Origin of the sequence: Paenarthrobacter sp. YJN-D (genome assembly GCF_015040335.1) — a bacterium.
GTDB lineage: Bacteria > Actinomycetota > Actinomycetes > Actinomycetales > Micrococcaceae > Arthrobacter > Arthrobacter nicotinovorans.
Genome location: NZ_CP053549.1, coordinates 3,247,630 through 3,265,226, shown reverse-complemented (window position 1 = coordinate 3,265,226; position 17,597 = coordinate 3,247,630). Strand labels below are relative to the sequence as shown.

Here is a 17,597-nt window from a genome sequence, read left to right as displayed (position 1 = left end):
TGAAAGGGTTCTCAACGCCCTGGTCCTTGCCAAGCAATGGGCGTCGGTTGGAATGCGGGCGGTCGCACGCGGTCCGTCCAACCGGTGCCGTTCCACCAGCGCAAACAGCGGGGATCAGCCGGGTCGGGATACCATCCCGGCGCCGCCGTCACGTGGTGACCGAGTATCCGAACTGCGAGTACATCGACTGCATGAAGTTGGACATCCAGATGCCCGATACCACCAAGCTGATCACAAACACGGCAATGGTTGCCCAGATCGGCCACAAGCCTCTCTTGGGGGCGACCTTATTGACGATGACCGAACGGCCAATCACGTAAACAACGGAATTGAGGAACGCCCAAGCCCAATGGAAAGGACGCTCGACGCCGGACTTCAGCAGGCGCTGACGGTCCAGGTACGCGAAGAACACCGACAGTCCGTAGGAGACGAAGCCCGACCCCATGAGCAGGAAATACGCCGGGGTGTAAATGGAGAAGGGATCAACGGTAGTGACGCCCTGCCGGGTGGTGATCATCCTGAATTCCGGCTGCCAGGTCAGCATGAAAATGACCGAGACAAGCGGCAGGAACGTGATGACCCAAATGAAAGGGTTGTACACAGGAGTTTGCGCACTTATCTGCGGACGTGGCTGAGGAACCGGCGCCTGGTACTGCATGGTGCGCGGAGCCTGCTGGGCAGTCCACGCAGTGCCGTCCCACCAGCGCACGAACCTCGGGTCCGAAGGGTCGGGGTACCAGCCGGCAGGAGTTGTGGAACCGGGCATTGATTGAGTCATGTTTCCCCCACGTTGTGTTGTGACTTCGAGAATATCGCGGTTGCCGTCTCTCGGTTATCAGGCGACCTTCCCCAGAGGTTATGTGGCGGTGTAAGCATGAATAATGAGCTTCTTTGACGACCTCCCCGAGCCCCCTGTCCGGCAACCCCTGACACAGCCGGCTCAGCCGGAATGGTCGGGGCCGCCGTCGGGCGAACTGCCCGGTGTAGTGTCCCCCGGCGGCTTTGTACTCCGCGGTGCCAACGCGGTGGTGGCCCTGAAAATGGTGGAAGTCTTCTCTACGGGATGCCTCTTGGACCTCGTATGGTGTGTTCGGCGCTCAAACGAATCCGACCAGGAGTGGCGGGACGTCATGGAACGGAGCTTCCAGCGGCCCGGGCTGCCGGGAATCATGATCGGGGCAGGGCTCCCGGACGGGCGCAAGGCGTTTGCCGGGGCAACAAGGCCATCCATGTTCGAAGGTTCCGAAGAGGTTACGGGGCCGGTTCTCGTGGAATGGGGAGGTGCCGGCGGCAGTGCCGGGGATCAGCAGGCAGAAGGCTCTGCACGGTATTGGCTGTGGCCGTTGCCTGCAGAGGGGGAGCTGAAAATCGTTGCAAAGTGGGATAACCAAGGGTTGGCCGAAAGCACCTTGACAGTTCCCGGTGAACGGTTGGCAACGGCACGGGAAGAAGTGCGCGGGTACTGGTCGGAGTAGTTGTCCACATAGCCCGTTCGGCTTGTCCTGGGCCGAAAAGGCCGCCGGTACAGTGGCACTATGCCTGTTCGCCTTCCTGATCTCCAAGAACTTCTCGATTCCGCCTACGTCGTCTCGTTGCCCATGCGCGTGAAGTTCCGCGGCATCATGGAGCGCGAGACCCTCCTGTTGCGCGGACCGCTCGGCTGGGGAGAGTTCTGCCCTTTCCCGGAATACGACGACGACGAATCCTCCCGCTGGTTGGCGGCCGCCTTGGAAGCGGGCTGGCTTGGGTTCCCGGAAGCGTTGCGGGACGCAATACCGGTGAACGCGACGGTCCCCGCGGTTTCGGCTGACCGCGTCCCGGAGGTACTCGCCCGGTTCGGTCGCGTAGATGCAGTCAAGATCAAAGTCGCTGAAAAAGGACAGCAACTCGCCGATGACCTGGCGCGGGTAGTTGCCGTGCGCGAGGCCCTTCCCGATGCCGCCATCCGGGTGGACGCCAACGGGGGCTGGGACGTGGACCAGGCAGTGGACGCGCTGGGGAAGCTATCAGCTGTCGGCTTGGAGTATGCAGAACAACCCGTGCCGACCATTGACGGCCTGGCGGAAGTCCGCCGCAGGCTTTCTTCGGCGGGAACACCGGTCCTCATCGCCGCGGACGAGAGTGTTCGCAAGGAAGATGATCCCCTGCGCGTGGCACGGGCCGGCGCCGCCGACCTCATCGTGGTCAAGGTTGCCCCACTCGGAGGAGTACGCCGCGCCTTGGACATTGTCCAGCAAGCCGGGCTGCCCGCCGTCGTCAGTTCCGCACTCGACACCTCCGTAGGTATCCGGGCGGGCCTTGCCCTCGCGGCTGCCCTTCCGTCGCTGCCGTACGCCTGCGGTTTGGGCACCGTTTCGCTGTTCGCGTCGGACATCACCGTGGATCCCCTGGTGGCCGACGACGGCGCCATCCGCTTGCGGGACACGGCCGCGGATACCGGGCTGCTTGAGCAGTACGCAGCTTCGGCGGAGCGCCGGGACTGGTGGCTGGACCGCCTGCGACGCGTCCACTCCGTCCTTGCCGGGAACCAGCACCGTTTGTTCACCGGGTCTTAACCGGAGGGACCTCTCAGCTTTGGATTCCGCTGAAAGGCTCAGCGGGAACCTCGTACACACTCTGGAAGGTCCCCCATGTCTGAAACCACCGGACGCACGTTTCCGCTGCTCCCCATGCTCGGCCACACCAAAGGCAAGCGCAGCGCCGTAACCTGCGCACTCAAGTGTGACAACGCCTGTGCCGGCGATGTCTGCAACACCAGCGCCAACGGCTACTTCCGCGACATCGCCTCCACGGCCATGTCCCGCCGCGCCGCCCTGGGCCTCGGCGCGGCAGGTGCGCTCGCCGTCGTTCTTGGTGGTGCCGTAACCGGTGCTGACTCTGCAGTCGCCGATTCGGGCAACGGACTGTCCAACGCCGCCAAGAAGGGCTTCGAGAAGTCCAAGCTTCAGTTCACGGCCATCAAGCCGGTCGACGCCGCCGTCGACGCTTTCACCGTTCCCGAGGGCTTCGGCTGGAACCCCATCATCCGATGGGGAGACCCGCTGTTCGCCGACTCACCGGCTTTCGATATCACCAAACAGACAGCTGCCGCCCAGGCCCGTCAGTTTGGTTACAACAACGACTACACGGACATCCTGCCGATCCCTGGCTCCAAGGACCGCCGTGCCGTTCTCTTCACCAACCACGAGTACACGAACGAGAACATCATGCTGCCGGTCGGCTTCGACGCAGCAGAAGCCCGTGCCATCGGCCGGGCCGCCCACGGCCTGGCCGTCGTGGAGCTCGAGCGCAAGAACAAGAACAAGCCGTGGAGCTACGTCCAGGGTGCTGCCCTGAACCGGCGCTTCCTCACCGACACTGTGTACGAACTGACCGGTCCCGCCGCCGGTACCAACCTCGTCAAGACCATCGATGATCCCGCGGGCCGCTGGATCAAGGGCACCCTGGGCAACTGCTCCGGTGGCACCACGCCGTGGGGCACCATCCTCTCCGGCGAGGAAAACTTCAACGGCTACTTTGCGACACCTGGAACCAGCGACGCAGACAAGCGCTACGGCCTGTCCTCGAAGCCAACCACCCGCCAGTGGGAGCTCGACGAGCCGCGCTTCGACACCCGCAATTCCGGCTACGCCAACGAAAGCAACCGCTTCGGCTGGATCGTGGAAGTTGATCCGTTCGACCCCACCTCTACGCCGAGGAAGCACTCCGCCATGGGCCGCTTCAAGCACGAGGGCGCCAACGTCATTCTTGCTACGGACGGCCGCGTTGTTGCCTACATGGGTGACGACGAGCGCTTCGACTACCTCTACAAGTTCGTCTCCAAGGGCAAGTACCAAGCTGGTGACTCCAAGGCAGCACGCAAGAACAATATGAGCCTGCTCTCCGAAGGCGACCTGTATGTCGCACGCTTCACGGGCGACTCGCCTGCGGCCGAGATTGATGGCACCGGCAAGGTCCCCGCCGACGGAGCCTTCGATGGTTCGGGCGAATGGTTGCCTTTGGTTGTCGGCGGCGCCTCAGCAGTTCCCGGCATGTCCGTGGCAGAAGTTTTGGTGTACACGCGACTGGCAGCTGACAAAGTCGGCCCCACCAAAATGGACCGTTGCGAAGACGTTCAGCCCAACCTGCGCACCGGCAAGGTCTACGTGGCCTGCACCAACAACTCGGACCGCGGCAAGGCAGGCAAGGAAGGGGCGACCGAGGTCAACCCGCGCACCCTCAACCGGGATGGCCACATCGTCGAGATCACCGAAGGCAAGGAGCAGACCGGCACCAAGTTCAACTGGACCCTGCTGCTGGTGGCCGGTGATCCCGCCAAGAACAACGCCACGTACTTCTCCGGATTCCCGGCCAACAAGGTGTCGCCGATTTCCTGCCCGGATAACGTAGCGTTCGACTCCGTCGGCAACCTTTGGATTTCCACCGACGGAGCCCCGTCCACCATCGGCTACAACGATGGTTTGTTCAAGGTCACTTTGGAAGGTCCGGAGCGCGGCAAGGTAGAACAGTTCCTGGCCGTTCCCCGCGACGCCGAAACGTGTGGCCCGATCGTCCACGACGAAGAGCGCACCGTGTTTGTCGCGGTCCAGCACCCGGGTGAGGAAGGCACGTTCGACGCGCCCCACTCATACTTCCCGGACTATGTTCCGGCCGGGGCCACCCCGGCTGCCGGCGCGATTCGGGCACCCCGCCCTTCGATCGTGCAGGTGTTCCGCAAGTAACTGAAACCCCGAAACGCTCCCTTACCTCCTGGAGGTAGGGGAGCGTTTCTGCACCCCCCCAACGCTTGCTCACATCCCTTGGGTTTGATCCCGACGCTTGCTCCCATCCCTTGGGTTTGATCCCGACGCTTGCTCACATCCCTCGGGTTTGGTTCGGACGCTTGCTCACATCCCTTGGGTTTGGTTCGGACGCTTGCTCACATCCCTTGGGTTTGATCCCGACGCTCGGTCATGTTCCTCGGGTTTGGTTCGGACGCTTGTTCACATCCCTTGGGTTTGGTTCGGACGCTTGCTCATGGTTCCCGATAACCACGGATCCACCGCTATTCCGACAGCCCCATTGGGACGTCAACGAAGGTCCCGCCAAACACCCGGGGCGTGAGCAAGCGTTTGGTGGGAAGGGCACGGGGAGTGAGCAAGCGTTTGGGGGAAACGCACGGGTTGTGAGTGAGGGAGAGGGGGAAGCGCACGGGTTGTGAGTGAGGGTTGGTGGGAAGGGCGCGGGGAGTGAGCAAGCGTTTGGTGGGAAGCGTCTGGAATGTGAGTGAGGGTTGGTGGGAAGGGCGCGGGGCGTGAGCAAGCGTTTGGTAGGAAGGGCGCGGGGAGTGAGCAAGCGTTTGGTGGGAAGCACCTGGAATGCGAGTGAGGGCTGGTGGGAAGGGCGCGTGGCGTGAGTGAGGGTGTGGGTGAAGGGGCCGGGTTGTGAGTGAGGGTTGGTGGGAAGGGCGCGGGGAGTGAGCAAGCGTTTGCTGGGCAGCGCCCGGGATGTGAGTGCGCGTTGGGGGACTGCAGCCCCCAATAGACTGGAGCGGTGACTTCACAGGACTCTCTGACTTCCATCGCCGCCGCCCGGATCGCCGTTACTGCATTGCTCGACGGCGGCGTGCGGCACGCGGTGGTGGCCCCCGGTTCGCGGTCGGCGCCCATGGCCTACGCCCTCGCCGAGGCAGAAGCCGCGGGGCGGGTCCGACTTCATGTCCGGATCGACGAGCGGGACGCCGGCTTCACCGCCCTGGGCCTGGCGCTCTCCACGGAAGCCCCGGTCGCGGTCCTGACTACCTCGGGCACAGCCGTGGGGAACCTCCTGCCCGCTGTGATGGAGGCCAACCACTCGGCCGTTCCTGTGGTGGTCATCTCCGCCGACCGTCCCGAGGAACTGCACGGTACCGGGGCGAACCAAACCACCATCCAACTGGACCTTTTCGGCGATCACGTGCGCTTCGCCGTCGACGTCGCCGCGGGGGACAACCCGCAGAAGGCAGTTGCCACTGCGCTGTATGCAGCCACCGGTGCGCTGGAGGACACGCCGCCAGGTCCGGTCCAGGTGAACATCGCCTTCCGCGATCCGCTGACTCCCGGAACCGGGGATGCCCTGCCGGATGCGCAGGGACACGGCGTGTTCCATTACGACGCCGGACCGCAGGCTTTGGAGCTTCCGGCAGCGTCCAGCGAACTTGCCGAGCGACGGACCGTGGTCCTCGCTGGCCATGATGCCGGACCGGTGGCGGAGGCCTTCGCCCGAGCTCACGGTCTTCCCTTGCTGGCAGAGCCGTCCTCGAACGCCCGCTTCGGCCCCAATGCCGTTGGTCCGTATCGTGTGCTGCTGGAGCACTTTGGCCCCGGTTCACCTGCTCCCATCGAGCGTGTTGTCCTCTTCGGCCGCGCCACGCTGTCCCGCCCCGTTGCGGCACTCCTGGCCCGCGAATCGGTGGCATCAGCGATCTACCAGCCTGTCCCGGTCGCTTGGTACGACGCTGGCCGACGCCGCGAAACGCCCATCGAAACCCTCCCGGAACTGGCCGCTTTCGCCGGCCGCGGCCCGACTGAATGGCTCGATACCTGGCTTCTCGCCGGCGCCGCGGCCCAACATGCACTGGATGGCGTGCTCGCGGGGGAGAGCCTTGCCAACGGCCCGTCCGTAGGAGCCGCCGTTTGGGAACACTCCCGCGGCCAACTCGTCCTCGGCTCCTCCAACGGCATCCGCGACGTGGACCTCGCAGGCCAACCGCATCAGGGCCCGATCGCCACCGTGTACGCCAACCGTGGCCTCGCCGGCATCGACGGCACCATCGCCACAGCTACCGGAATCGCACTTGGCAGCGGACGCGAAACCACCGTCCTCTTGGGCGATGTCACCTTCCTGCACGACGCCGGGGGCCTGCTCCTGGGTCACGGTGAGCCGGTGCCGGACCTCCGCATCGTGGTGCTCAACGACTCAGGTGGCGCCATCTTCGCACTCCTCGAACACGGCGCCGTGGAAGACTCAGGCGCCTACGGCACCGCCGTCGAACGCCTCTTCGGTACCCCGCACTCAGTGGACATCGCGGCACTCGCGGCGGCGTACGGCGTCGGGCACCAAGCAGTAAGTACGACGGCGGAACTCGCCGACGCACTCAAGTCGCCCTTGAAGGGTCACACCATCGTGGAGGTACGCGTGGACCGGGCGGGTCTGCGCGGACTCCATGCCCGGATCAAGGAAGCCATCAACGCCGCCGTGGGCCACGGAAACTGAGGCAGGCCACAGACACTGACGGGGGCCACCCAAATTTGGGTGTCGTCAGTCCGTTTTCCGGGCACTCGGCAGTTTGCGTGGCGAGCGGTGGGTTGTCCACATAGGCCAACTCTGCCCTCGTGCCGCAGAAGCGGCCCACGAAGACTGTTGGAATGCGAAGGCTACCCAAACTCATTCTCGCCAAGGACCTGTCCATCCTCGGAGGCAATTCCAGGCCATTGTCCATGGATGCAAAGGCCGGGAAGCTCGTCCGCATCAGGCACGGTGTCTACGTCGATGCCCCTCAATGGCAGCAGTTGGAGAGCTGGGAACGTTAAGCCCTGAACGTAGAAGCGGCAGCGGTGTGCTTGACGGCTCCGACCATCTTCTCGCACCACTCGGCGGCGTCGATTCACGGAATCCCCACTATCCTGCGCCACCAGCCTGTTCATGCCCTGACGACTTACACCGGAGGAGGCCGTTCGCGTGCGGGGGTGAGACGCCACTTGGTAGCCGAAGGAAGCGAGCGGGCCCAGGAAATCAACGGCTTCCTGGTCACAGACAGGATTCGGACCGTACTGGACATCGCCGCGTCGGTTCCGTTTGCCGAGGCCGTCGTCCCCGTGGATTTCCTGCTGAACAGAAAGCGAAACTCCCAGCCTGTGACCAAGGAGCAACTCTTGGACGGCATCAGCGGGACTTACTCCAAAGCAGCGGTCGGGCGAATCACAGCGGCGGTAAAGTTTGGTGCCGGGAACTCCGGTTCACCCGGCGAATCCTATGCCCGCGGCTTGATGCACGTCCTCGGATTCGAGACTCCTTTGCTGCAGTATGCGGTGAACACCTCAAGGGGAACGGTGTACACGGACTACTACTGGGAGGGGCTTGCGTTGGTTGGAGAATTCGACGGCCGCGAAAAGTACATGAAGCCGGAGTACTTGCAGGGACGTACGCCTTCCCAGATAGTGATCGAAGAGAAGGCCCGCGAAGACGCCATACGCGCCACCGGCCGAAGAGTGTTCCGGCTGGTGTGGAGCGACCTGACGGTGAGCAAGCTGGAACGCGTGCTTGAGGCCGCCGGGGTTCCCCGCCGTCGTCGTGCTTCTGCAGTCCACCCAAATTCGTAGGCGAACCGGAAACGGGAGGGCGACACCCAAATGTGGGTGTCGCCCTCCCGTTTCTGTGGCGCCAATCAATATGCGCGGCGCCGACGGCGCCAGCGGCGCCGCTGAAAAGCTACGCTTCCTCGACGCCGATGTGCGTCGGGTCAAGGACGCGGCGCAGGAATTCCTTGGTACGCGGCTGGGTGGGGGCGCTGATGACGTGCTCCGCCGGCCCTTCCTCCACGACGACGCCGGCGTCCATGAAGACCACGCGGTCGGCCACTTCGCGGGCAAAGCCCATCTCGTGGGTGACCACCAGCATGGTCATGCCTTCCTGAGCCAGCTTCCGCATGACCGCAAGGACGTCGCCCACGGTTTCAGGGTCCAGTGCAGAGGTCGGCTCATCAAAGAGCATGAGCTTCGGATCCATGGACAAAGCGCGGGCGATGGCTACGCGCTGCTGCTGGCCACCGGAGAGCTGGTCCGGGAAACGGTCGGCCAAGTGTCCCAGGCCAACGCGCTCAAGGTTGTGGCGCGCAACGTCGGCCGCTTCGGACTTGGAGCGCTTGAGCACTTTCATCTGCGAGATTGTGCAGTTCTCCAGCACGCTGAGGTGCGGGAACAGGTTGAAGTGCTGGAAGACCATGCCCACGCTTTGGCGCATCTTGTTGAGGTCCACGTCGGGGTCGGTCGCTTCGAACTCGCCCACGTTGATGGTGCCGGCGTTGGGGTGTTCCAGCAGGTTGACGCAGCGAAGAAGGGTGGACTTGCCCGAACCTGATGGTCCGATCAGGCACACAACCTGGCCGGGTTCCACGGTCAGTGAGATGCCCTTGAGGACCTCGTTGCTGCCGTAGGACTTGCGCAGGTCTTTGATGTTGACGCCGGCGGCGCGAACGGTGGCCGTGCTCCCAGTGGAGTTATTCATGACTGTCCTGCCTATCGCTTGGTCCGCGCGGAGCGGCTTTCGAACTTCCTGGCAAGGAGGCTCAAGGGGATGGTGATGACCAAGTAGAAAGCACCTGCCACGAGCAGGGGGGTGAGGCCCGCGCCGAGGCTGGAGATGCCGTCGCGGCCGAACTTGGTGAGCTCGTACTGGGACGCTGTGAGGCCCAGGACGTAGATCAGCGAGGAGTCCTTGGTGAGCAGGATGATCTCGTTGGTCAGCGGGGGGAGGACGATCTTGAAGGCCTGGGGAATGACGATCGAGACCATGGCACGCCAGTGCGGCATACCCAGTGAACGCGCTGCTTCCATCTGGCCCTTGGGCACGGCTTGCAGACCGGCGCGCAGGGTTTCAGCGATGTACGCAGACGCCACCATGCCCAGGGAAACCATGACCACGATGTTGACGTCCCACTGCACACCGAAAGCCAGGGGGACACCGTAGCCGAAAGCGATGAAGACCAGCAGGGCAGGCACGCCGCGGAAGAACTCGATGTACCCGGTGGCGATCCAACGGTACAGGGGGAAGGAAGAGAGCTTCATGAGGGCCAGCAGGAGGCCGCCCGACAAGCCCACCACGAAGGCCAGCGCCGTGTAGATAAGGGTGTTCTTGAGGCCAACCAGGAAGATATCCGGGAACATCGGCCCGATTTTGGCGAAGTTGAAGACGCTGGTGCCGATCGTCTTCCAGTCCACAGCAAGGATTACTGCGGCCAGGACCACAACGAATATCCCGGCCTGGACGTACAAACTGACTTTGGCTCGTTGACGTGCAGTCATTGCCATGGTGTTCTCACATTCATGTTGCGCAGCCGGGCCCCGAAACAACGTATCGTTTCGGGGCCCGCCTGCGTGGATCTCGGGAGAGCCGGGGCTCGGACTACTTGGTGGCTTCGCCGAACCAGGTGGTCTGGAACTTCTTCAGGGAGCCGTCATCAGTGATGCGCTTCAGGGTGCCGTTCACGGCGTCAGCCATGGCGGTGTTGCCCTTCTTGATGGCGATGCCCAGCTTCTCGCCCGTCGCGTAGTCCTCGACGCGCTTGAGGTTGGAATCGTCCTTGATGGCGTAGCCCAGCACGGACTGGTTGCCGATGGCTGCGTCGATGGTGCCGGCCTTGAGGGCCTGGACCAGGAGGCCGGAGTCCTCGAACTGCTGCGCGTCGATGCCCTTATCCTTGGCGTACTGGGCGCCGGTGGTTGCCTGCTGGACACCCACCTTCTTGCCCTTGGCGCCGTCAATGTTGTTAATGCCCGACGACGAGGTGGCCACCAGGGTCAGGTCGTCATCGAGGTAGGGGTTGGAGAAGTCCATGACGTTCTTGCGGACGTCAGTGATGGAGATCGAGGAGATGGAGACGTCGCACCCAGTCAGTGCAGTGCCGGTCTCGATGGCTTCGAAGGAGCTGTCCACCACGTTGAGTTCTGCCTTGATGTCCTTGGCGATCTCGGCAGCGATGTCCATGTCGAAGCCGACAATCTTGCCGTCCTTCTGGAATTCGAAGGGCTCGTAGGGCACATCCGAGCAGACAGTCAGCTTGCCGGCATTGATGAGTTTCAAGCCCGAGCCATCCGAGGCTGCGGGAGTGGAGGAACCACCGCAGGCGGTGAGGGCCAGTGCGCCGGCTGCGAGCACGGCGGCAATCTTGGTGCCGGACAGAACCGAACGGGAGATCTGCATGTTGTTTACCTTTTGTTGCGGTGGATGCTGAACTGAGTCGGTTTTAGTGTAGCGCCGAACATGAGATGTGCATCACAGGAAACGAAGTTTCACTATTAGATAACTAGTTTACGCACTTATCAACCACCGGAACCGAGGTCCTGTCTGGAATCCCAGATTCAGCGCTTGATTCCCAAGGCCTCAAGCATCGGCCGGAACTTTGCCCACGTCTCGGCCAGTTCAGCCTCCGGCTGCGAACCCTCCACGATGCCGCACCCGGCATAAAGCCGCACGGTGTTGGCGTCCTCGATCACGGCTCCGCGCAACGCAATTCCCCACTCGCCGTTGCCTGCAGCGTCCAGCCATCCGACCGGTCCGGCATAGGGGCCGCGGTCCAGATGTTCGAGTTTCCGGATCAACGCACCGGCCACCAGGGTGGGGGTTCCGCACACCGCAGCGGTTGGGTGCAACGCGTTGATCAAGGCCAGGCAGGTCGGCACGTGACCTTCGATATCGGCCAGTTCCGCCTTCACATCCGACGCCAGGTGCCACACGTTGGGCAGCTCAAGGATGAAAGGCTCGCTATGGGAGTTCATCGCCTCGGAGAACGGTGCCAACTGTCGGGTCAGCGAATCGATGGCGATCTCGTGTTCGTGGCGCTGCTTTTCCGAACCGGCCAGGACCCGCTCCGCATATTCCATGGGGGAGCCGTCCATGCCGTCCGCATCCCGGCGATCCAGCGTCCCGGCCAGGACCCGCGCTTGCGCAGTGCGGCCCTCCACCTGGATGAGCATCTCGGGGGTCGCGCCCACCAGGCCATCAACACCGTACGTCCAGCATTCGCGGTACCTTGCGGCAAGTTGGCGAAGTACCTCCGCAGCGTTGACGCCCGCGGGAAGGGTGGCAACGACGTCGCGCGCCAAAACCAGCTTCTCCAGCTTGCCGGCGCGGATCTCCTCGACGCCGTCGGCAACCGCCTTCATCCAGTTCGCCTCGCTGAGGGAACCATGGCTGAGGTAACCAGCCGAACCGTTGGCGGCAACAACCTCAGGTGGGAGTTCGACGTCGGACCCTCCTGTCGCTGAGCCGTCGCCATTGGGTTCGGTCAGCCAGCGTTCCACGGCGGCGAGGACACCGGCCTCGGTGAGGGGGCCGTCGTCGAACGTCAATTGAGTGGCCCAGCCGCGGCCGTCGCGGATACCGACCACCAATTCCGGGAGGATCAGGCGGGACACGTGCGGGGATGTTTTGGAGAAGGCGAACGAGCCGAAAGCCACGGGACCCGTGCCCGGAAGCTCCACGTGGTCCGTGATCTCTGCCTCAAGAATGAGGTGCCGCCACCAGATATCAGCCTCAAGGAAGCGCTCCGGGCCGGTGGCATTGAAACGGGTCAGCTCGCCGTAGCCCACCAGGCCGGCCTCGCGCCGGGACCAGCAAAGGACGTCGTCCCGCACCAGAAACGACGGCAGCCCCCCTGGGGATGATTCAACATCGAGGGGGACTGTCAAGGTGCGGAGCGTGCTCGTCATGATGGAACAACAGTACTCCCGCGCGCAACCAGAACCTGAGCCGACTTCTACAGCGAAGCAAAGTCTGCTGAATGTCTGAGACAATTACTGGGTGAACCGAGCATCCTTGGAAAAGCGTCCGGACGAAGTTGCGACGATGTTTGATGATGTCGCCCCAAAATACGACGTCGTCAATGACGTCCTGTCCATGGGACAGACCCGGCGCTGGCGCCGGATCGTGGTGGACGCCATGGATGTGAAAGCGGGCCAGAAGGTCCTTGACCTCGCCGCCGGAACGGGCACTTCCAGCGAACCCTACGCCGACGCCGGCGTGGACGTGGTGGCCTGCGACTTCTCCCTGGGCATGCTCAAAGTGGGCAAGCGCCGCCGCCCGGACATCGACTTCATCGCCGGTGACGCCACCAATCTGCCCTTCGCGGACAACAGCTTTGACGCCTCCACCATTTCCTTTGGCCTGCGCAATGTCGTAGAACCCCGCAAGGCCCTGGAGGAAATGCTGCGCGTCACCAAGCCCGGCGGCCGCCTGGTCATTGCCGAGTTCTCGCACCCCGTGGTTCCACTGTGGCGCAACCTCTACACCGAATACCTGATGCGCGCCCTGCCGGCCATCGCCACCAAGGTGTCGTCAAACCCGGATGCCTACGTCTACCTCGCTGAGTCCATCCGCGCCTGGCCGGACCAGGACCACCTGGCCCAGTGGCTCGCCGATGCCGGCTGGACCGACATCACCTACCGCAACCTCAGCGGTGGCATTGTTGCCGTGCACCGTGCGCAGAAGCCCGCAGAGCACCGCGAGAGTGTTCCCGTTGCCAAGCTGCGACGCCAAATCAAGCCGCGCCACCAGGCCGGCTAGCTCCGTACTGCCTGCTGACTTAGGACGACGTGAAAGTACTGATTGTTGGCGCGGGCCCGGCCGGGTCCACAGCCGCGTATTACCTCGCCCAAGCGGGCATCGACGTCACGGTGCTGGAAAAGACGTCGTTCCCCCGCGAGAAGGTCTGCGGAGATGGCCTCACCCCGCGGGCTGTTCGCGAGATCCAGAAGCTCGGCCTGCCCCACGCTGTTGAGGAAGGGTGGCGCCGCAACAAGGGCCTTCGCCTCATCGCCGGTGGTCGCACCATCGAGTTGCCCTGGCCCGAAGTTGCGGATTTCCCCACCTACGGACTGATCCGCACCCGCCTTGGCTTCGACGAGGACCTTGCCCGCCACGCGGAGTCGGCCGGTGCGGTGGTGCTGGAACGCCACAGCGTCACGTCCGCACTGACCGCCGATGACGGACGTGTCATCGGAGTCCGCGCTTCAATCCTGGACGAGTCCGGACGCAAGACGGGCGAAACGCGCGACTTCCACGCCGACGTCGTACTCGCCGCCGACGGAAACTCGACGCGAACCGCCGTCTCGCTGGGTATGCACAAGCGTGACGACCGCCCGCTGGGCGTCGCCGTGCGTACTTACTTCACGTCCCCCCGCCATGAAGACGACTGGATGGAAGGCTGGCTGGAACTCCCCGGCAAGTCCGGCAAGCCACTGCCCGGCTACGGTTGGGTGTTCGGCGTCGGCGACGGCACGTCCAACGTCGGCCTGGGCATCCTGAATTCGTCCAAGGAATTCGGCAAGCTCGACTACAAGCAGGTCCTGCGCGAATGGACCGCCGGTATGCCCTCGGAGTGGGGTTTCACCCCTGAAAACCAGATGGGGGAAATCCGCGGCGCGGCGCTGCCGATGGGCTTCAACCGCACGCCGCACTACTCGCCCGGGCTGCTTCTGCTGGGCGACGCCGGCGGCATGGTGTCCCCGTTCAACGGCGAAGGCATTTCCTACGCAATGGAGTCGGCCCGGTTTGCCGCTGAGTTCATCATCGACGCCTCCTCCCGTTCGGCTTCAGCCGGGTGGACCGCCGACGACGCCGACGCGCACCTTTCCCGGTACGCGGACTATGTGCGGGACCAGTGGGGATCGCACTTCACGCTGGGAAGGCTCTTTGCTTCCTTGATTGGCAAGCCCGCGGTGATGAAGCTCGCGCTGCGCACCGGTATGCCGATTCCCGTGCTGATGCGTTTTGTAGTGCGCATGCTCGCGAACCTGACCGACCCGTCCGCGAAGGGCTTCGAAGACCGCGTGATCCGGGTCCTCGAGATGCTGGTTCCGGCAACGTCCAACAGTTCCTCTGCCCGCGCTGTGACGCCGGCAGGCTCCGACACCGCGGTTTCCGCAACAACTAGTTAGGGTTAACCCGTGACGAACTCTGCCGAACACAGCTGGACGCATGCCGGGCACGGCTTGCCGGACTCCACCGAGCCTTCCTTGAACACCACGGCAATTGCGACGGGCCTCCAGCTGCCCGCAGGTTTTGCTGCCATTGCAGGCGACGCCGAGCTTGGCCCTGCCATCACCAACAACCTTGCCCGGGTGGAGAAGAAGCTTCGCGAAGCCATCTCCAACTCGGATCCCTTGGCTGACGCGACGTCACGTCACCTGGTGGAAGCCGGTGGCAAGCGCATCCGTCCGCTGCTCACCCTGCTGTGCGCACACCTGGGCGATGCTTCCCGGCCCGAGGTTGTCCAGGCAGCCGTGGTTGTTGAGCTCACGCACCTCGCGACGCTCTACCACGATGACGTGATGGACTCCGCCCCGTTCCGCCGTGGAGCTCCCACCGCCCACGAGGTCTGGGGCAACTCCGTGGCCATCCTTACCGGTGACCTCATCTTCGCCCGCGCCTCCATCCTGGTCTCCGAGCTCGGCTCCCGTGCACTCGGCATCCAGGCGCGCACCTTCGAACGCCTCTGCCTTGGCCAGCTGCACGAAACCGTGGGGCCCCGCGAGGACGAAGATCCCGTAGAGCACTACTTGTCCGTCATCGCCGACAAGACCGGTTCACTCGTAGCGGCGTCCGGCCAGCTGGGTGCGATCTTCGCCGGCGCTGATGAGGCATTTGAAGACTTGTTGGTGGAGTACGGCGAAAAGGTGGGCGTTGCCTTCCAGCTGGCTGACGACGTCATCGATGTCACCGGGGTGAAGGTCAAGTCCGGAAAGTCCCCGGGCACCGACCTCCGCGAAGGCGTACCCACTCTGCCCGTCCTGTTGCTGCGACGCGATGCTGCCGCAGGGGATACCTCCGCTGCCGAACTCCTTGAACTGATCGACGGCGACCTCTCCTCCGATTCGGCACTGGCTGAGGCCGTGGCCGGCCTGCGCGAGCACCCGGTCACGAACGAGTCCTGGAAGATCGCCCGCCAGTGGTCCGCCGAGGCCGTTGCTGCCCTGGCTCCGCTGCCGGAGGGTGTGGTGAAGGATTCACTGACCAACTTCGCCCACGCAGTGGTGGACCGCAGCAGCTAAGTCTTCCTGGGCGTGGCTTCCTGACCCGCTTTAGGCGCTTGACGGCCGCTTTGCACCCTTTTCGGGTTGCAAAGCGGCCGTTTTCGTTCCAAAGTAGCTCGGGTCGCCACGGCGGACGGTCGAATCACGACGCCGGCACCCACTTTGGCGTCCACCTGGACGGTCCGAAGTGCCCGGCTTCCCTGTTACCCAGCACGATGAGCACTTCAGCCACCATCTTCCCCGGATGGTGGACGACGTCGGAGTAGTAATAGCGGAGAACCAGCAGCCCGCCACGCATGCTGGCGTTGTTCCGGTACTGGTCCTTCTTTACCTGCCTGCCTTCCAAGTGGGTACCGCCGTCCAGCTCGATCACCAGGCAATCGTTGATCAGGCAGTCGACTTCACCAACTCCGGGTAGCTGCACGTGCATCTTCACCCTGAGTCCTGCCCTGGTGAAGTGGACATGAGCCAGGACTTCCAGCAAAGAATCTGCCCTGGGAAGGACCAACCCCACAACAGCCCGCGCCCGGCCATTGCGGGGACCCGCCAGTTTGGACCTTAGATAATCCGGGCTGAGCAGCGCCTGGCTCACAGCACTCTGGACCATGACCAGGGACTCCAGCTCCGGCCGGCAACGAAGGGCGTGAATGAGAACGTCAGCCACGCCTGCAACAGGTAGATAGGGATGCGGGGGATGGGTCACGCCGGCGTGGTCGACAACCCGCGGGTTGGGCAGGCCGTTGCCGCAGCTTAAGTGCGAAGTTTCTGGTTCGCGAAGCACCCAAAGGCCGTAGAACCTCGCTGCCGAGATACAGGTCAGGCGGCCATTCGCGCGAAAGGCGGCTACGACGTCGGGGTCTGCTCCTTCAGTGACGTAGACGCCTCGCTGCAATCGGGTGATCACCCCGTTGCTCAACGCCGATGCCAGTGTTCGTTCAGAGAACCCGGCCCGCTTCAAGTCTGCGGTTCTGGCCGCGCCGAGTCTGGATCGGAGGAATTGGGTGAGGTCCATCAGGCTATGGTTGCGGCGTTGGAGACTCCCCAGAGCCTGCTTTTCGGCCTATGTGGATAACTACACCGGGCCGTAAAAATGCAACGGCATCTTTGAATTTACGTTGACGCTAAGAGTTGCGCTTGTGACAGGATTGTCATAAGCTATTCACGGATCCACTAAATGCCTCCGGTGGGTCTGATGCGAACGGAGATTGTGGTCCCGGTTCGGTGCAGCGTATGACTCGTAACGTTGCAGCGAGCCGGGGCCATTCCGTTTAAGCCCGGAAACCCGTGGCTTTGTGACCTTCTTTCAACGCAAAACAGCCCCTATGCAATCAATCAAGGTTGCATAGGGGCTGCGCGTCGTTCAAACAAGGTCAGGAAGCCACGGGGGCGCCCTGAAAAAGAACCTAGTCCTCGTCGTCGTTGAAGGCCCACTCGAACATGTCGAAGACGAACTCGGAGAACGTGCCTTCCTCGCTCTTCCATTGGCCGCGGGCGTTGTTGCGGCGCCAGACGATGGGGTCCGGGATGCTGAGGTCGGCGGTGCGGAAGCCCCAGGTGAACTGTTCGTCCTCGTCCTCAAGGAACATGAGGAAGCCTTCGTCATCGACTTCAAGTTCCTCGGGGTCCCAGAAGTAGTGGTAGGCCTCCATGAGGTCCTCGCAACCGCCGATAGCGAGGTAGAACTCGCGAAGGACCAGCGGGATGGTGAAGGAGTGTTCAGCGAGGGCGTCGTCCAGTTCGTCGGGCGTGAGGCCGTCTTCTTCCTGCCATTCATCCTCGAGATACTTTGGGACCAGCGCGCGGAACTTCTCGAGGAACATGTCAGTCATG

Annotated in this window: 17 protein-coding genes; 9 read left to right on the top strand and 8 right to left on the bottom strand. The window is 63.4% G+C overall.

Going from position 1 to position 17,597, the window contains the following annotated elements; genetic code table 11:
• Positions 1-11: 11 nt before the first annotated feature.
• Complete coding sequence (locus tag HMI60_RS21285; RefSeq protein WP_193589888.1) at positions 12-152, bottom strand: DUF2510 domain-containing protein; 141 nt, start codon at positions 150-152, stop codon at positions 12-14.
• Positions 149-778 carry a DUF2510 domain-containing protein gene (locus HMI60_RS15125; RefSeq protein ID WP_026267033.1) on the bottom strand — a complete coding sequence of 210 codons (630 nt, stop codon included), beginning with the start codon at positions 776-778 and terminating at the stop codon, positions 149-151. The genes HMI60_RS21285 and HMI60_RS15125 overlap by 4 nt, the downstream gene beginning before the upstream one ends.
• Positions 779-881: 103 nt before the next feature.
• Between HMI60_RS15125 and HMI60_RS15120 the strand changes: the two genes are divergently transcribed.
• The 6 genes from HMI60_RS15120 (at position 882) to HMI60_RS15100 (ending at position 8,339) form a co-directional block, all read left to right on the top strand.
• Positions 882-1,475 carry a hypothetical protein gene (locus HMI60_RS15120; protein WP_055971462.1) on the top strand — a complete coding sequence of 198 codons (594 nt, stop codon included), beginning with the start codon at positions 882-884 and terminating at the stop codon, positions 1,473-1,475.
• 60 nt (positions 1,476-1,535) lie between these two features.
• Positions 1,536-2,555: an o-succinylbenzoate synthase gene (locus tag HMI60_RS15115; RefSeq protein ID WP_018776846.1), complete on the top strand. Its 1,020-nt coding sequence runs from the start codon at positions 1,536-1,538 to the stop codon at positions 2,553-2,555.
• A 75-nt stretch (positions 2,556-2,630) separates the two neighbouring features.
• Positions 2,631-4,721 (top strand): PhoX family phosphatase, encoded by a 2,091-nt coding sequence (locus HMI60_RS15110; protein ID WP_193589887.1) that lies wholly within the window; start codon positions 2,631-2,633, stop codon positions 4,719-4,721.
• Between the two features lie 811 nt (positions 4,722-5,532).
• A complete protein-coding gene (menD, locus tag HMI60_RS15105) occupies positions 5,533-7,233 on the top strand; it encodes a 2-succinyl-5-enolpyruvyl-6-hydroxy-3-cyclohexene-1-carboxylic-acid synthase (RefSeq protein WP_193589886.1) in 1,701 nt (566 codons plus the stop codon).
• Between the two features lie 152 nt (positions 7,234-7,385).
• A complete protein-coding gene (locus HMI60_RS21075) occupies positions 7,386-7,550 on the top strand; it encodes a hypothetical protein (RefSeq protein WP_227453549.1) in 165 nt (54 codons plus the stop codon).
• Between the two features lie 156 nt (positions 7,551-7,706).
• Positions 7,707-8,339, top strand: coding sequence for a hypothetical protein (locus HMI60_RS15100; RefSeq protein ID WP_227453548.1), 633 nt, complete (start codon positions 7,707-7,709; stop codon positions 8,337-8,339).
• A gap of 109 nt (positions 8,340-8,448) precedes the next feature.
• Here the strand turns inward: HMI60_RS15100 and HMI60_RS15095 are convergent, their stop codons facing one another.
• The 4 genes from HMI60_RS15095 to HMI60_RS15080 all read right to left on the bottom strand — a co-directional run bounded on the left by HMI60_RS15095 (position 8,449) and on the right by HMI60_RS15080 (position 12,446).
• Positions 8,449-9,243, bottom strand: a complete 795-nt coding sequence (locus tag HMI60_RS15095) for an amino acid ABC transporter ATP-binding protein (RefSeq protein WP_018776842.1) — start codon at positions 9,241-9,243, stop codon at positions 8,449-8,451.
• An 11-nt stretch (positions 9,244-9,254) separates the two neighbouring features.
• Entirely contained in the window at positions 9,255-10,046 is a 792-nt protein-coding gene (locus HMI60_RS15090; protein WP_018776841.1) for an amino acid ABC transporter permease, read from the bottom strand.
• A 94-nt stretch (positions 10,047-10,140) separates the two neighbouring features.
• Positions 10,141-10,938, bottom strand: coding sequence for an ABC transporter substrate-binding protein (locus tag HMI60_RS15085; RefSeq protein WP_018776840.1), 798 nt, complete (start codon positions 10,936-10,938; stop codon positions 10,141-10,143).
• Positions 10,939-11,096: 158 nt separating this feature from the next.
• Positions 11,097-12,446 carry an isochorismate synthase MenF gene (locus HMI60_RS15080; RefSeq protein ID WP_039242602.1) on the bottom strand — a complete coding sequence of 450 codons (1,350 nt, stop codon included), beginning with the start codon at positions 12,444-12,446 and terminating at the stop codon, positions 11,097-11,099.
• A gap of 91 nt (positions 12,447-12,537) precedes the next feature.
• Here HMI60_RS15080 and HMI60_RS15075 point away from each other — a divergent pair, with 91 nt between their 5' ends.
• Genes HMI60_RS15075 through HMI60_RS15065 form a run of 3 tightly spaced genes read left to right on the top strand, consistent with a single transcriptional unit; the run spans position 12,538 to position 15,785 of the window.
• Positions 12,538-13,299, top strand: a complete 762-nt coding sequence (locus HMI60_RS15075) for a demethylmenaquinone methyltransferase (RefSeq protein ID WP_026267031.1) — start codon at positions 12,538-12,540, stop codon at positions 13,297-13,299.
• A gap of 29 nt (positions 13,300-13,328) precedes the next feature.
• Positions 13,329-14,672: a geranylgeranyl reductase family protein gene (locus HMI60_RS15070; protein ID WP_193589885.1), complete on the top strand. Its 1,344-nt coding sequence runs from the start codon at positions 13,329-13,331 to the stop codon at positions 14,670-14,672.
• A 9-nt stretch (positions 14,673-14,681) separates the two neighbouring features.
• A complete protein-coding gene (locus HMI60_RS15065; protein ID WP_018776836.1) occupies positions 14,682-15,785 on the top strand; it encodes a polyprenyl synthetase family protein in 1,104 nt (367 codons plus the stop codon).
• A gap of 124 nt (positions 15,786-15,909) precedes the next feature.
• On the opposite strand, the gene HMI60_RS15060 is transcribed toward HMI60_RS15065, so the two are convergent.
• Together HMI60_RS15060 and HMI60_RS15055 are read right to left on the bottom strand one after the other, a co-directional pair.
• A complete protein-coding gene (locus HMI60_RS15060) occupies positions 15,910-16,779 on the bottom strand; it encodes a type IV toxin-antitoxin system AbiEi family antitoxin domain-containing protein (RefSeq protein ID WP_193589884.1) in 870 nt (289 codons plus the stop codon).
• 391 nt (positions 16,780-17,170) lie between these two features.
• Complete coding sequence (locus HMI60_RS15055; RefSeq protein WP_018776834.1) at positions 17,171-17,596, bottom strand: hypothetical protein; 426 nt, start codon at positions 17,594-17,596, stop codon at positions 17,171-17,173.
• Between the last annotated feature and the right edge of the window lies 1 nt (position 17,597).

Bases quoted from the DNA above. Each gene is read 5' to 3' on its own strand.
- HMI60_RS15055 (WP_018776834.1), bottom strand. From the start codon at position 17,596: ATGACTGACATGTTCCTCGAGAAGTTCCGCGCGCTGGTCCCAAAGTAT.
- HMI60_RS15090 (WP_018776841.1), bottom strand. From the start codon at position 10,046: ATGGCAATGACTGCACGTCAACGAGCCAAAGTCAGTTTGTACGTCCAG.
- HMI60_RS15125 (WP_026267033.1), bottom strand. From the start codon at position 778: ATGACTCAATCAATGCCCGGTTCCACAACTCCTGCCGGCTGGTACCCC.
- HMI60_RS21075 (WP_227453549.1), top strand. From the start codon at position 7,386: ATGCGAAGGCTACCCAAACTCATTCTCGCCAAGGACCTGTCCATCCTC.
- HMI60_RS15110 (WP_193589887.1), top strand. From the start codon at position 2,631: ATGTCTGAAACCACCGGACGCACGTTTCCGCTGCTCCCCATGCTCGGC.
- HMI60_RS15060 (WP_193589884.1), bottom strand. From the start codon at position 16,779: ATGGACCTCACCCAATTCCTCCGATCCAGACTCGGCGCGGCCAGAACC.
- HMI60_RS15115 (WP_018776846.1), top strand. From the start codon at position 1,536: ATGCCTGTTCGCCTTCCTGATCTCCAAGAACTTCTCGATTCCGCCTAC.
- HMI60_RS15080 (WP_039242602.1), bottom strand. From the start codon at position 12,446: ATGACGAGCACGCTCCGCACCTTGACAGTCCCCCTCGATGTTGAATCA.
- HMI60_RS15120 (WP_055971462.1), top strand. From the start codon at position 882: ATGAGCTTCTTTGACGACCTCCCCGAGCCCCCTGTCCGGCAACCCCTG.
- HMI60_RS15095 (WP_018776842.1), bottom strand. From the start codon at position 9,243: ATGAATAACTCCACTGGGAGCACGGCCACCGTTCGCGCCGCCGGCGTC.
- HMI60_RS15085 (WP_018776840.1), bottom strand. From the start codon at position 10,938: ATGCAGATCTCCCGTTCGGTTCTGTCCGGCACCAAGATTGCCGCCGTG.